This is a genomic window from Micromonospora sp. NPDC020750, assembly GCF_044334565.1.
Taxonomy (GTDB): Bacteria; Actinomycetota; Actinomycetes; order Mycobacteriales; family Micromonosporaceae; genus Micromonospora.
Genome location: NZ_JBIRTH010000005.1, coordinates 114,035 through 127,542 on the forward strand (window position 1 = coordinate 114,035; position 13,508 = coordinate 127,542).

11 protein-coding genes are annotated in these 13,508 nt (G+C 73.8%); all 11 read right to left on the minus strand.

From position 1 onward, the window contains the following. Positions 1–11 precede the first annotated feature (11 nt). From ACH4T9_RS17185 to ACH4T9_RS17235, 11 genes are read right to left on the minus strand one after another with little or no spacing between them, the layout of a single operon-like run. Positions 12–1,010 (minus strand): LLM class flavin-dependent oxidoreductase, encoded by a 999-nt coding sequence (locus ACH4T9_RS17185; RefSeq protein ID WP_396672464.1) that lies wholly within the window; start codon positions 1,008–1,010, stop codon positions 12–14. Beyond that, a complete protein-coding gene (locus ACH4T9_RS17190) occupies positions 1,010–1,339 on the minus strand; it encodes a TIGR04076 family protein (RefSeq protein ID WP_396672463.1) in 330 nt (109 codons plus the stop codon). The genes ACH4T9_RS17185 and ACH4T9_RS17190 overlap by 1 nt, the downstream gene beginning before the upstream one ends. Continuing rightward, positions 1,336–2,340 carry an NADPH:quinone oxidoreductase family protein gene (locus ACH4T9_RS17195; RefSeq protein WP_396672462.1) on the minus strand — a complete coding sequence of 335 codons (1,005 nt, stop codon included), beginning with the start codon at positions 2,338–2,340 and terminating at the stop codon, positions 1,336–1,338. Before ACH4T9_RS17195 ends, ACH4T9_RS17190 begins: the two co-directional genes overlap by 4 nt. Then, on the minus strand, positions 2,337–2,807 hold the full coding sequence (locus ACH4T9_RS17200; RefSeq protein ID WP_396672461.1) for a nuclear transport factor 2 family protein: 471 nt from the start codon (positions 2,805–2,807) through the stop codon (positions 2,337–2,339). The genes ACH4T9_RS17195 and ACH4T9_RS17200 overlap by 4 nt, the downstream gene beginning before the upstream one ends. Then, positions 2,804–4,075, minus strand: a complete 1,272-nt coding sequence (locus tag ACH4T9_RS17205) for an amidohydrolase family protein (RefSeq protein WP_396672460.1) — start codon at positions 4,073–4,075, stop codon at positions 2,804–2,806. Before ACH4T9_RS17205 ends, ACH4T9_RS17200 begins: the two co-directional genes overlap by 4 nt. Continuing rightward, the gene (locus ACH4T9_RS17210; RefSeq protein ID WP_396672459.1) at positions 4,072–5,742 is read right to left on the minus strand and encodes a hydantoinase B/oxoprolinase family protein; all 1,671 of its coding nucleotides are present in this window, start codon (positions 5,740–5,742) and stop codon (positions 4,072–4,074) included. The genes ACH4T9_RS17205 and ACH4T9_RS17210 overlap by 4 nt, the downstream gene beginning before the upstream one ends. Further along, on the minus strand, positions 5,735–7,423 hold the full coding sequence (locus tag ACH4T9_RS17215; RefSeq protein ID WP_396672458.1) for a hydantoinase B/oxoprolinase family protein: 1,689 nt from the start codon (positions 7,421–7,423) through the stop codon (positions 5,735–5,737). The genes ACH4T9_RS17210 and ACH4T9_RS17215 overlap by 8 nt, the downstream gene beginning before the upstream one ends. Next, positions 7,420–9,471 (minus strand): hydantoinase/oxoprolinase family protein, encoded by a 2,052-nt coding sequence (locus tag ACH4T9_RS17220; RefSeq protein ID WP_396672457.1) that lies wholly within the window; start codon positions 9,469–9,471, stop codon positions 7,420–7,422. Before ACH4T9_RS17220 ends, ACH4T9_RS17215 begins: the two co-directional genes overlap by 4 nt. After that, positions 9,468–11,603 carry a dipeptide ABC transporter ATP-binding protein gene (locus tag ACH4T9_RS17225; RefSeq protein ID WP_396672562.1) on the minus strand — a complete coding sequence of 712 codons (2,136 nt, stop codon included), beginning with the start codon at positions 11,601–11,603 and terminating at the stop codon, positions 9,468–9,470. The genes ACH4T9_RS17220 and ACH4T9_RS17225 overlap by 4 nt, the downstream gene beginning before the upstream one ends. 5 nt (positions 11,604–11,608) lie before the next feature. Next, positions 11,609–12,496: an ABC transporter permease gene (locus ACH4T9_RS17230; protein WP_387023169.1), complete on the minus strand. Its 888-nt coding sequence runs from the start codon at positions 12,494–12,496 to the stop codon at positions 11,609–11,611. Continuing rightward, the gene (locus ACH4T9_RS17235; RefSeq protein WP_396672456.1) at positions 12,496–13,506 is read right to left on the minus strand and encodes an ABC transporter permease; all 1,011 of its coding nucleotides are present in this window, start codon (positions 13,504–13,506) and stop codon (positions 12,496–12,498) included. Before ACH4T9_RS17235 ends, ACH4T9_RS17230 begins: the two co-directional genes overlap by 1 nt. Positions 13,507–13,508 lie beyond the last annotated feature (2 nt).

Below are 13,508 nucleotides of genomic sequence, written 5' to 3' on the forward strand. Positions count from 1 at the left end.
GCCGTTCCCTTCTACCTGCGCAGCAGGGGCAGCACGGCGGAGCCGAGCAGGTCCACCCCGCGGTCGTCGGTCAGCCCGTGCGGGGTGCCGAACTCGACCCGGCGGACCCCGGCGTCGATCAGCGTCTGGGCCTGCGCGGCCACCTGGGCCGGGGTGCCGGAGAACGCGAACCGGTCGAGCACGTCGTCGGGGATGAGGCGACCGGCGGCCTCGTGCGCGCCCTCGTCGACCAGGGCGCCGACCCGCTGCACCAGGCCGTCGGGCAGCGCGACGGTGGGGTCGAGATCCGCGACGACGGCGAGGTACATGGCGACCTCGGTGCGGGCCTTCGCCCGGGCCGCCTCGCCGTCGGTGTCGACCACCGTCACGGCGCCGAACACGATGCCGACGTCCTCGACGGCGCGACCGGCCCGGTCGGTGCCCACCCGCACCCGGTCGCGGATCACCGGCACCATGTCGGGGTTGGCGCTGCCGCCCACCTTGATCTCGTCGGCGATCCGGCCGGCCAGGGCCGCGCCCTGCGGGCCCCACGCGCCGATCAGCAGCGGCGGGTCGGGCCGGTGCACGGTGTAGCGCAGCGCGGTGCCGGGCTCAAGGGTGAAGACCCGGCCGGGGTAGCCGTCCCGGTCGCCGCGCAACAGGCGGTAGACGACGGCCGCCGCCTCCTCGATCGTGGTCAGCGGCCGGGGTTGGGCCAGGCCGACCGCCCCGAGCCAGGTGCCGCGGGCCAGCCCCAGGTAGGCCCGGCCGTGCGAGGCCAGGTCCAGGGCGGCGAGCTGGCCGGCGATCTCGTACGGGGCCAGCGAGTACGGATTCAGGCAGGCCGTCCCGAGCCGGACCCGGCTGGTCGCCCCGGCCATCTCCAGCAGCGGGAAGATGGGCGGCTGGTACATCAGGTCACCGAAGACGGTCAGCACGTCGAAGCCGTGGGCCTCGGCGGCCTGCGCCAACGCGGCGTACGCGCCTGCCGGCTTGTCGCTCTGCAACCCCAGTCCGATCTCGACGGCCATCAGGTCAGGTCCGCCGAGCTCATCCGTCGCCGGCAGGTCCGTTCCACCTTCATGACAAGCCGCTCCTCGGGGTCGGGGCAGGCGAAGTGGGAGTCCTGGGCCAGCCAGTCCCCGGCGGCGAGGTCGCGCTGCTTCGCGGCGAGGAACGGCAGGACGGCGGCCAGCGCGTACACGCAGAAGTGCTGGCCCGCGGGCAGCTTGAGGTGGGCGCTGTCGGTCAGGTCGAAGTGGTCGCCGACCGCCATGCCGCAGACCGACCGGCCCTCGATGCGGTCGACGGTGACCCGCAGGTCGTAGATGTCCATGTCGCCGTCCGGGGTCTCCGTCATGGCTGCTCCCTCTCCTCGACCCGTACGATGATCTTTCCGATGGTCCGGCGGGCGGCCAGCTCGGCCAGCGCCGCGGGGGCCTGTTCCAGGGACACCACCCGGCTGACCGGCGGCCGGACCGCACCGGCGGCGTACAGGTCGAACAGGGCCTGGTAGGCGGCGCGCACCTCGGGGGCGCGACGCCACGGGTACCGGGAGCCCCAGGACAGGCCGACCAGGGTGGCGTTCGCGGCGATCAGCCGGGCCGGGTCGACCGGCGGTGGCGGGCCACCGGCGGCGCCGACGGTGACGAGCCGGCCCTCGAAGGCCAGGCAGTCCAGCGAGCGGGCCAGGATGTCGCCGCCGACCGGGTCGACGACGACATCGGCGCCGTCACCGTCGGTGGCGTCCCGCACGGCGGCCACGAAGTCCTCGGTGGTGTAGTCGACGGCCACCGCCGCGCCCTGTTCCCGGCAGACGGCGGTCTTGGCGGGGCCGCCGGCGGTGGCGAGGACCCGCGCGCCCCGGGCGACAGCGAGCTGGGTGACGGCGATGCCGACGCCGCCGGCGCCGGCGTGCACCAGTACCGTCTGCCCGGTGGTGACGCCGGCCCGTTCCAGGGCGAACCACGCGGTCTGGTACGTGACCGGCAGCGCCGCCGCGGTCACCGGGTCCACAGTGGGCGGGCGGGGCACGACCACGGCGGCGTCCACCGTCACCGTGGAGCCGAGCGCGCCGCGGGGCAGCGCCGGGCAGGCGACGACCTCCTGGCCGAGCAGGTGCGCTACGCCCTCGCCCGCGGCGACGACCCGGCCGGCGGCCTCGACGCCGGGGGTCATCGGCGGGTCCGGCCGCACCGGGTACTCGCCCCGGCACAGCGACACGTCGAGGAAGTTCAGGCCGACCGCGTGGACGGCGAGGCGTACCTCGCCGGGGCCCGGCGGCGGGTCGTCGGGCAGTTCCGCCACCGACAGCACGTCTGTCGGCTCGCCCGTACGGTGGGCGACCAGCCGGCGGATCACGGGGCCGGCTCCGGTTCGCGCAGCAGCTCGGCGTGGTGGTGCACGATCAGCCACCGGTCGCCGACCCGGCGCAGCACGTCGGTGACGCGGGTGAGCTCGGATGACCCCTGGGCGTGGGCCTGGGCGACGAGGACGTAACGGGCGACGCCGAACTCGCCCCAGACGTCGATGTGCTTGTCCCGGGCGGCGAGCACCGCCAGCCGGGGCCGTTGCCCGGTGGCGTCACGCTGGTCGCGGTAGGAGTCGAGCTGTGAGCGGGTACGCAGCGGGCCGGGCAGGTGGGTCTCCCAGGTGGTCACCTCGGGGTGCAGGTGGCCGTCGAACCGGGGGCGGTCCCCGGCCAGGAACGCCTCGTACATGTCGTCGATCCCGGCGGCGATGGCCGCCGCCCCGGCGGTGCCGTCCTGGCCGGCGTGCCCGGCGGTGCCGTCCTGGCCGGCGTGCCCGGCGGCGTCGGCGAACGTCATCGCGCACCTCCCGGCGCGGCGGCCCGGTCGTCGCGGACGACCCGGCCGCCCTTCATCACCCAGCGCACGCCCCGGAACGCGGCGGCGCCGTCGAGCGGGTCGTCGTCCATGGCGATCAGGTCGGCCAGCTTGCCGTCCTGCACGGTGCCACGGTCGTCCTCGACGCCCAGCCACCGGACGGGGCCGAGGGTGCCGGCGTGCAGGGCCCGGGCGGGCCCGATCACCTCGGCCATGTACTCCAACTCCCGGACGGTGGCGTTGGTGCCCTCGAAGTGCCAGAACGGCGGCATGTCGCTGCCGAGCAGCACCTGCACCCCGGCGGCGACGGCCGTCGCGAAGCTCTCCAGGTGCCCGGGGCCCGCGCCGAGCGAGCGGCACTGCATCCACTCCGGCACGCCGAGCTCGTCGAAGAACTCCTTGCAGCGGGTCACCAGCAGGGTCGGCACCAGGGCCGTGCCCCGCTCGGCCATCCGCGCGGCGACCTGCGGGGTGAGCTGGTAGCCGTGCTCCACGCAGTCCAGGCCGAGGTCCACGGCCGCGCCGATCACCTCCGCCGGTCCGGCGTGCGCGGTGACCTTGCGTCCCCAGGCGTGCGCGGTCTCGATCACGGCGGCGAGTTCGTCGGTGAAGAGCTGTGGGGTGTGGATGTGTTCGTGCTCGCCAGCGATGCCGCCGGAGATCATCACCTTGATCAGGTCCGCGCCGGCCCGGATCTGGCTGCGCGCGCCGTGGCGGAAGCCGACGGGCCCGTCGCACTCGAGGGTGTCGCTGCCCTCGTGGCCGTGCCCGCCGGTGCAGACGAGGGCGCGGCCGGCGGTGTGGATGCGGGGGCCCTCGGTGCGACCGGCGGCGATGGCGCGGCGCAACGCGAAGTCGGCGTGGTCCTTCTCGGCGACGCAGCGCACGGTGGTGACGCCGCAGTGCAGGGTCCGGCGGGCACCGTCGGCCATGTAGAGGGCGAGGTCGTGCGGGCCCATGCTCTTGACGCTGTCGCCCCCGGCGCCGGGCAGCGACAGCGAGAAGTGGGTGTGCATGTTGACCAGGCCGGGGGTCAGGTACGCCCCGTCGAGGTCCAGGTCGGTCACCGGGCCGGTGGCCCGGGCCCGGGCGGCCACCTCGGCGTACGGGCCGACGGCGGCGATGCGGTCGCCGCGGACCCAGACGCCGGCGTCGGGCAGGGGCCTGCTGCCGTCCGTCACGCGGGCGTCCAGCACGGTGCAGTTGCCGAGCAGCAGGCTCGACGGCTCGGGGGCGCTTGCGGTGGTCATGCGGTCACTCCGTACAGGTCGTGGGCGGCGCGGGCGGAGACGTAACCCTCGGCGACGTCCCGGCGCACCGCCTCCGGATCACGTCCCCTCGGATCACCGTGCCCACCACCACCGGCCGTCAACAGGGTCACCCGGTCACCCACCTCGACCGGCGTGCGCTTCGTACTCACCCGCGCCTCCCGATCCGTGCCCGGAAACACCACCACCCGGTTCGGCTCCGGCGACAACCCACCATCGAGCGCCCACGGCGCGGTCTTCGTCTTCTTGATCACCGACAGGAACTCCCCCGCCGACACGAACCGAATGTCCCGCCGCAACCCACACCCACCCCGGAACCGACCCGCACCCCCCGAATCCGTACGAATCTCCACCCGCTCGAAGAACATCCCCGTCCGCGCCTCCAGGACCTCGACGGGGGTGTTGCGGGCCTGGGTCTGGCACAGGTGGTTGGCCGGCCCGATGCCGTCGTGGTGCGGGGTGCCGCCCCAGCCGACCGGATCGTTGTTGCTGACGGCGAACATCCGGCCGGTGTCCGGGTGCAGGCCGACCATCATGAACCCCGGCACGTCACCGCCGCTGGACGCCGGCAACCGGTCCGGCATCCCCTGGGCCAGGGCCCGGTAGATCAGTTCCAGGGCCACGGTGCCGGTCCACTGGGTGAACGTGGCGGCCGGGTACTGCGCGTGGAACAGTGATCCGGGCTCGGTGCGTACCCGCAGTGGGGCGAAGTGGCCGGCGCTGGTCTGCTCGGTGGGCGTGGTGATCGCCTTGAACGCGACCCGGCAGGTGGCGATGGTGGCCCCGAGCGGGAGGTTCACCGGCCCGGCCACCGCCGGGGACGATCCGGTGAAGTCCACGGTGAACGTGCCGTCGGCGATGGTGACGGTGACCCGCATGCGGATCGGGTCGTCGGTGACGCCGTCGTCGTCGAGCCAGTCCTCGGCGGTCCAGCTGCCCTGCGGCAGGGCGGCCACCGCCTCGGCGGCGGAGTCGGCGGCGGCGGCGATCACCCGGTCGATGACGGCGTCCACCATGGTGGGTCCGTACTGCCGGTACAGCTCGGTCATCCGCCGCTCGCCGGTGCGCAGCGCGGCGATCTGGGCGTTGAGGTCGCCGAGGACGAGCTCGGGCAGCCGCGAGTTGAACCGGATCAGCTCGTGGATCTCGTGGACCGGCTCGCCCCGGGCGTACACCTTCGTGCCGGGGAAGATGATCCCTTCCTGGTGCATGTCGGTGGAGTCGAGGACGTAGCCCGGGTCCTTGGCGCCCAGGTCCATCCAGTGGGCGCGGATGCACAGGAAGCCGACCGGCTCCGCGTCGCCGGGCAGGAAGACCGGGGCGAACAGCGTCGCGTCGTAGGTGTGCGCCGCGTTCCAGTACGGGTAGTTCAGCAGCACCACGTCTCCGGGGTGCAGGTTGTCCCGGCCGACGTACTCGACGCCGCGCTGGATGGAGTAGTCGTTGGCGCCGAGGAAGCGGGACAGTCCGGTGGACTCGGCGACCAGCCGCAGGTGGCGGTCGTAGAGGGAGATGCCGAAGTCGTAGACCTCGTAGATGACCGGGTTGAAGGCGGTACGCACCAGCGCGGCGCGCATCTCCTCGGCGGCGGAGACGAGATAGCTGCGGACCACCTCGACGGTGGCCCCGTCGACGGCCGGCTCACTCATCGACGTCCACCCCGTACAGGTCTCGGGCGGCGGAGGCGGAGACGTAACCCTCGGCGACGTCCCGGCGCACCGCCTCCGGATCACGTCCCCTCGGATCACCGTGCCCACCACCACCGGCCGTCAACAGGGTCACCCGGTCACCCACCTCGACCGGCGTGCGCTTCGTGCTCACCCGCGCCTCCCGATCCGTGCCCGGAAACACCACCACCCGGTTCGGCTCCGGCGACAACCCACCATCGAGCGCCCACGGCGCGGTCTTCGTCTTCTTGATCACCGACAGGAACTCCCCCGCCGACACGAACCGAATGTCCCGCCGCAACCCACACCCACCCCGGAACCGACCCGCACCCCCCGAATCCGTACGAATCTCCACCCGCTCGAAGAACATCCCCGTCCGCGCCTCCAGGACCTCGATCGGGGTGCCCCGGCCGGTGCTGCCGGAGACGTGGGTGGCGGCGTCCATCCCGTCGTGGTGCGGGGTGCCGCCCCAGCCGACCAGGTCGTTGTTGCTGACCGCGAACATCTGCCCGGTGTCCGGGTGCAGGCCCACCATCATGAACCCCGGCACGTCACCGCCGCTGGACGCCGGCAACCGGTCCGGCATCCCCTGGGCCAGGGCCTTGAGGATCAGCTCGACGGCGACGATGCCGGTCCACAGGGTGAAGGTGGGCTGCGGGTAGACCGCGTGGAAGAGGGTGCCGGGCTCGGCCCGTACCTCCAGCGGCGCGACAGTGCCGGCGTTGGACGGCTCGTCGGGTGAGGTCAGCGACTTGAGGATGACCTTGCAGATCGCCTCGGTGGCGCCGAACGGCATGTTGATCGGACCCCGGGTGGCCGGCGCCGAGCCGGCGAAGTCGACCGTGAAGGTGCCGTCGGCGATGGTGACGGTGACCCGCATCCTGACCGGGTCGTCGGTGATGCCGTCGTCGTCGACCCAGTCCTCGGCGGTCCAGCTGCCCTGCGGCAGCGCCGCGAGCGCGGCCCGGGCGCGGGCCTCCCCGTCGGCGATGATCCGGTCGACGGCCGCGTCCACGGTCGGACGTCCGAACTTCTCGACGATTTCCAGCAGCCGGCGTTCGCCGGTGCGCAGCGCGGCGATCTGCGCGTGCAGGTCGCCGAGCACGGCGTCGGGCATCCGCGAGTTGAACCGGATCAGCTCGTGGATCTCCCGAACCGGCTCGCCCCGGGAGACGACCTTGGTGCCCGGGAAGATCAGGCCCTCCTGGTGCATGTCGGTGGAGTCGAGCACGTATCCCGGGTCCTTGGCGCCCAGGTCCATCCAGTGCGCCCGGACGCAGAGGAAGCCCACCAGCTCGCCGTCGGCGTCCGGGTCGGCCGGGTCGGGCCGGAAGACCGGCGCGAACAGGGTCGCGTCGTAGGCGTGCGCCGCGTTCCAGTACGGGTAGTTCAGCAGCACCACGTCGCCGCGGTGCAGGTTGTCCCGGCCGACGTACTCGACGCCCTTGGCCAGCGAGTGGTCGTTGGCGCCGAGGAAGAAGGTCAGGCCGGTGGCCTCGGCGATGAGTCGCAGGTCGGGGTCGTAGATCGACAGGCCGAAGTCGTGCACCTCGTAGATGACCGGGTTGAACGAGGTGCGGATCAGGGTGGCCCGCATCTCCTCCGCCGCCGACAGCAGGTAGCTGCGGACGACCTCGACGCGGGCACCGTCCAGGGTGGTCATGCGGCTGCCTCCAGGGTGACGAGCAGGTGTCCGTGGTCGTCGACGGTGACCCGCTGGCCGCTGGGCACCACCGTCGTGGAGGTGCCCTCGTCGACCAGCGCCGGCCCGGCGAACGTGTCGCCCGCGTCCAGCGCGGACCTGTCGTACACGGCGAACGGCACGACCGCCCGCCGGCCGAAGTCGTAGGCGTCCCGGTGGGCCAGCAGGGCCTGCGTCGGGTCGCCGTCGCCACGCGGACGGGTGCCCAGCTCGGGCCGGTCGGTGCGACCGATGCCGCGCACCCGCAGGTTGAGGATCTGCAGCGGGTTGCCCATGGTGTGGCCGTACCGGCTGCGGTGCAGCTCGTCGAAGGCGGTCCGGACCGCGTCGCGGTCCAGCGTGCCGCCGACGGTGACCATCAGGCTGTGTTCCTGGCCCAGGTAGCGCAGCTCGAACTGCCGTTCCAGCAGGGCCTGGTCGGCCGGCACGCCCTGCGCCTCGAGCGACGCGACCGCCTCGGTTCCGACCGCCTTGAAGAGCTGGTCCAGCTCGACGAGGTCCGCGTCGTCCAGGGTGGCCATGACGGTGCGGCTGAAGTCGTTGACGATGTCGGCCGACAGCATGCCCCACGCGGAGAAGCCGGACGGCGCGAAAGGCACGATCACCTCGCCGATGCCCATCTCGCGGGCCAGCAGCGGGGCCAGCAGCGGCCCCGCCCCGCCGAAGGCGAGCAGGGAGAACTGCCGGGGGTCGTGGCCGCGTTCGACGGTGATCTGCCGGACCGCGCCGACCGTGCGGGCCAGCAGCACGTCGAGCACGCCTGCGGCGGCGGCCTCCACGTCCAGGCCGAGCGGCTCGGCGAGCTGTTCGCGTACGGCGTCGCGTGCCGCCGCGTCGTGCAGTCCCATGGTGCCGGCGAGGAAGCGGTCGGGGTCGACGTAGCCGAGCACGACGGCCGCGTCGGTGACGGTCGGTCGGGTGCCGCCCCGGCCGTAGCAGACCGGGCCGGGGTCGGCGCCGGCGCTGTGCGGGCCGACCTTGAGCAGGCCCCGGTCCAGCCAGGCGATCGAGCCGCCGCCGGCGCCGATGGTCCGGATGTCGTACGTCGGGATCAGCAGCGGGAAGTGCTCGAGCTGTGCCTCGTACGCGGCGGCGGGGTTGCCGCGTTCGATGACGCAGGCGTCCAGCGAGGTGCCGCCGATGTCGAAGGTGAGCAGGTTGTCGCGGCCCAGCTCGGCGGCCAGGTACGCGGCGCCGACGATGCCGCCGGCCGGACCGGACAGCACGGTGTGGGTGGGCGACGTCTTCGCGACCGCGCTGCTCATCGAGCCGCCGCCGGAGCGCATGATCAGGAACCGTCCGGTGAAGCCCCGCTCGGCCAGCCCGGCCTCCAGCTCGTCGACGTACCGTTCGAAGATCGGCCGGATGTACGCCTCCAGCACGGTGGTGCTGGTCCGCTCGTACTCCCGGTACTCGCGCACGATGTCGGTGGACAGCGACAGGCTGACCTCGGGGAACTCCTCGCGGATCAGCCGGGCGGCCTCCTGTTCGTGGCTCGGGTCGAGGAACGAGTGCAGGAAGCAGATGGCGATCGAGGTGACCTGCTGGTCGACGACGAGGGCGCGGGCGGCGGCGCGGACGCTGTCGGGGTCCAGTTCCTCCACCACCCGGCCCCGGTGGTCGAGCCGGCCCCGCACCCCGGCGGTGAACCGGCGCTGGACCAGGCTCTCCGGCCGCTCGTACTGGAAGTCGTACATGTGGTCGTTGGGCACGTTGCCCCGGCCGACGAGGAAGATGTCCCGGAAGCCGTCGTTGGTGATGATGCCGGTGCGTCCGCCCCGGCGTTCCAACACCGCGTTGAGCCCGAGGGTGGTGCCGTGGATGAACAGCTCCACCTCGGACAGGTCGGTGCCCAGGGCGGTGATGGCGGCGAGCACCCCGTCGGCGGGGCGCGCGGGGGTGGTGGAGGCCTTGCGGAAGCGGACCCGGTTGGTGCGGGTGTCCAGCTCCATGGCGTCGACGAACGTGCCACCGATGTCGACTGCCAGCCGGACGGGACGACGTGTCATGGCGTGGTGGCCTGCTTTCCGATCAGGGCGGGGAGCTCGGGGATGCGCCAGCAGGCGGCCCGGCTCGCGCCGTGGGACTGGAGCTGCTGCGGCTGGGTGCGGCAGGTGTCGGTGACGAACGGGCAGCGGGCGGCCAGCGGGCAGCCGGTCGCCGCGTCGGCCTCCTCCAGGTCCTTGACCAGCTCGACCGGGGCGGCGTCGGGCGGCGGGGTCCCGCCGAGGCGGGGCGCGCTGGCCAGCAGGGCCCGCGTGTACGGGTGCAGGGGGTGGTCGAAGACGACGTCGACGGGACCCTCCTCGACGACGCGCCCGAGGTAGAGCACCACCACCCGGTCGGCGAATCCGCGCACCGTGGCCAGGTCGTGGGAGATGAACACCGCCGCGCGGTCGGCGTCGGCGGCCACATCGGCGATGAGGGCGAGGATCTGTGCCTGCACGGTGACGTCCAGGGCCGAGGTGGGCTCGTCGAAGACGATCAGGTCCGGCTCGCCGACCAGGGCGCGGGCGATGCCGATCCGCTGTGCCTGCCCGCCGGACAGCTCGTGCGGGTAGCGGCGCAGGATCGCGCGGTCCAACTCCATCCGGTCCAGCACCGCGGCGACCCGGGTGTCGCGCTCGGCGGCGGACAGGCCGGCGGCCCGCAGGGGCTCGGCGATGGAGTCGCCGACCGTGCGACGCGGGCTGAGCGACCCGATCGGGTCCTGGAACACCAGTTGGGCGCGGGTGCGCAGCCGCCGCGCCGCCCGCCCGGACGCGCGGCCCCGGCCGGGCCCCGGGGTTGCCCCGGCGACGGTGACCGTGCCGGAGGTGGGCGGCACCAGGCCCATGATGAGCTTGGCGAGGGTGCTCTTGCCGCAGCCGCTCTCGCCGACCACGCCGAGTGTCTCGCCGGGCGCGAGCCGCAGGCTCACCCCGCGCAGCGCGTGGTGCCCGCCGGAGGAGAACCGGCTGCGGTAGACGACGTGCGCGTCGTCGATCTCCAGCACGGCGGCTCCGGTGCCGCGCGGGGCCGGGTCCGCGGCGTCGGGTCCCGGGCCGAGGTCGGTGGCGGCGGAGGCGCCCGGTGGGACGGTGGCGGCGTCGGAGCCCGGTGGGACGGTGGCGGCGTCGGAGCCCGGTGGGACGGTGGCGGCGTCGGAGCCCGGTGGGACGTCGGCCGAGCCGGCGTCGAGGGGGCCGGTGCGGGGGTGGAAGCAGGCCAGCGACCAGCCGTCCGGACCGCCGGCGAGGGGTTCGGTGGGCGGCCGGCGGGTGACGCAGGTGTCGTCGGCGTGCGCGCAGCGGGCGGCGAACGGGCAGGCGAGCGGCGCCCGGGTCAGCAGCGGCATCGCGCCGGGGGTGGCGACGACGGGCCGGCCGCCGAGGTCGGGCACCGACCGCAGCAGCGCGCGGGTGTACGGGTGCGCCGGCTGGCGCAGCACCTGACCGGCCGGGCCGCTCTCCACCACGGTGCCGGCATAGAGCACCACCACCCGGTCGCAGACCTGGGCGATGGAGGCGAGGTCGTGGGAGATCAGCAGTACGGCACGGCCGTCGGTGTCGGCGGCGTGCCGGAACTGCCGCAGGATCTCCCGGGTCAGGGTCACGTCGAGGCCGGTGGTCGGCTCGTCGGCGATCAGCAGGCCGGGGGCGCAGCCCGTGGCCAGGGAGATCATCACCCGCTGGGCCATGCCGCCGGACAGCTCGTGGGGGTACGCGTCGAGCCGGCGCTGCGGGCTGCGGATGCCGACGGCCTCGAACAGCTCCCGCGCGGCCTCACGGGCCCGGTCGGCGGACACGTCCTGGTGGGTGACGAGCCGGTCGACGAGCTGCCGGCCGACGGTGCGGGTGGGGCTGAGCGCGCCGCGCGGGTTCTGGAAGCAGATCGCCGCTCCCCGGCCGCGGTGGGCGGCGAGCGCGGACTCGTCCATCCGCAGCACGTCCGCGCCGCCGAAGTCGACCCGCCCGGTGGCGTGCGAACCGCCGGGGAGCAGGCCGACCACGGCGCGGGCGACCATGCTCTTGCCGCCGCCGCTCTCCCCCACCAGGCCGACGACCTCGCCGGGTCGCACGGTGAGGGTGACGTCGCTGAGCGCGGCCACCTCGCGGCCGGGGCGGCGGATGGCCACCGACAGGTTCTCGATCGACAGCATTCCGGTCACCGCCGCTTCGCGTCCGCGCGTTCCTGCAGGCCTTCGCCGAGCAGGCTGAATCCCAGGACGCAGACGAGCAGGGCCAGGCCGGGTGGGACCGAGGTCCACCACCGGCCGCCGACCACGTCCGCGGCGCCGAGGCTGATCATGGCCCCCCACTCGGCGGCGGGGATGCTCACGCCGAGGCCGAGGAAGGACAGCCCGGCCAGGGTCAGCATCGCCCAGCCGCAGTTGAGCGGGGCGATCACCCGCACCGGGGTGAGGCTGTTGGGCAACAGGTGCCGCCACAGGATGCCTGCGGTCGACGCCCCGGAGGTGACGGCGGCGTCGACGAAGGGCAGCTCGCGCAGGGTACGTACCTCGGCGCGGACCAGCCGGGCGTAGGCCGGGGCGTTCACCGCCGCGATGGTGATGATGAGGTTGACGGTGCCGTTGCCGAGCAGGGCGGCCACCGCCAGGGCGAGGATGAAGGTGGGGAACGCCTGGAAGATGTCGACCACCCGCATCAGCACGTCGTCGATCCAGCCGCCGCGGTAGCCGGCGACCAGACCGAGCAGCGTGCCGACGGTGACGGCGAGCGCGACGGCGGCCACCGCGATGCCCAGGTCCAGCCGGGCGGCGTAGAGCACCCGGCTCCAGATGTCCATGCCGTTGCCGTCGGTGCCGAGCAGGTGGCCGCCGCCCGGGCCGGTCAGGGTGGCGGCGGGGTCGATCTCGGTCTCGCCCCAGGAGCTCAGCAGCGGCGCGCACAGCGCGGCCACCGCGATCACCGCGAGGATCGCGGCGCCGGTGACGATCAGGACGCGGGCGAAGCGGCTGCCCGGGGCGGGGCCGGTGACGGGGCCGGGCGGGGCCGTGGCTTCGGTCGGGCCGCTGGTGCGCGGGTCGGCCATCAGATCCTCACTCTCGGGTCGAGGATGGCGTGGACCACGTCGGCGATGAGGAACACCAGCACGTAGCAGAGCGCGATCACCAGCACGGATGCCTGGACCACCGGGTAGTCGCGGTAGAGCAGGCCGCGCAGCGCCCACTGGCCGAAGCCCTGCCAGGAGAAGACGTACTCGACGAGCACGGTGGAACCGATGGCGGTGCCGAACACCAGCGCGGCCAGCGACGGCAGCCGGACCAGGGTCGCGCGCATCAGGTAGCCGTACAGCAGGGTGCGCCGGGGCAGGCCGTGCGCCGCCGCCGCGGCGTACGGCTCGGAGTGCAGCACCTCCAGGGCGGAGGCCCGCACGCTGCGCAGCAGGGGCGCGACGACGCCGATGACCAGGGTCAGCACCGGCAGGACCAGGTACGCCGCGGCGGAGGCCATGGCCGGTCCGTTCCCGGTGAGCGCGGCGTCCACGAGGTCCGCGCCGGTCAGCGGGGTCAGGTCGGTGTCGGGATCCACCCGCCCGTTGGGGGCCGGGAACCAGCCGAGCACGCTGTAGCCCACCAGCACCAGCACGAGTCCGAGCCAGAACTCGGGCACGGAGTTGCCGACCAGGGCGAGGACCCGGATGCCGTGGTCGGCCGGCCGGTCGGCGCGGCGGGCCGACCACACACCGAGGACGGTGGCCACCACCAGGGAGATGGTCACGGCGATGACGACCAGTTCGAGGGTGGGCCCCACCCGCAGCGCCATCTCCGCGCCGACCGGGGCACCGCTCTGGATCGAGGTGCCGAAGTCGCCCGTGACCAGCCCGGTCAGGTAGTCGAGGAACTGCCGCCAGAGCGGCTGGTCCAGCCCGAAGCGGGCACGGGCGGCGTCGGCGTCGGCCTCGGTGGCGTTCTGCCCGAGGATGGTCCGCACCGGGTCGCCGGGCAGCACCCGGACCAGGAGGAAGGTCAGGACGACAACGCCGAGCAGCACCGGGATGAGCTGGAGCAGTCGTCTGGCGACGAACCGGAGGATGCGCATGG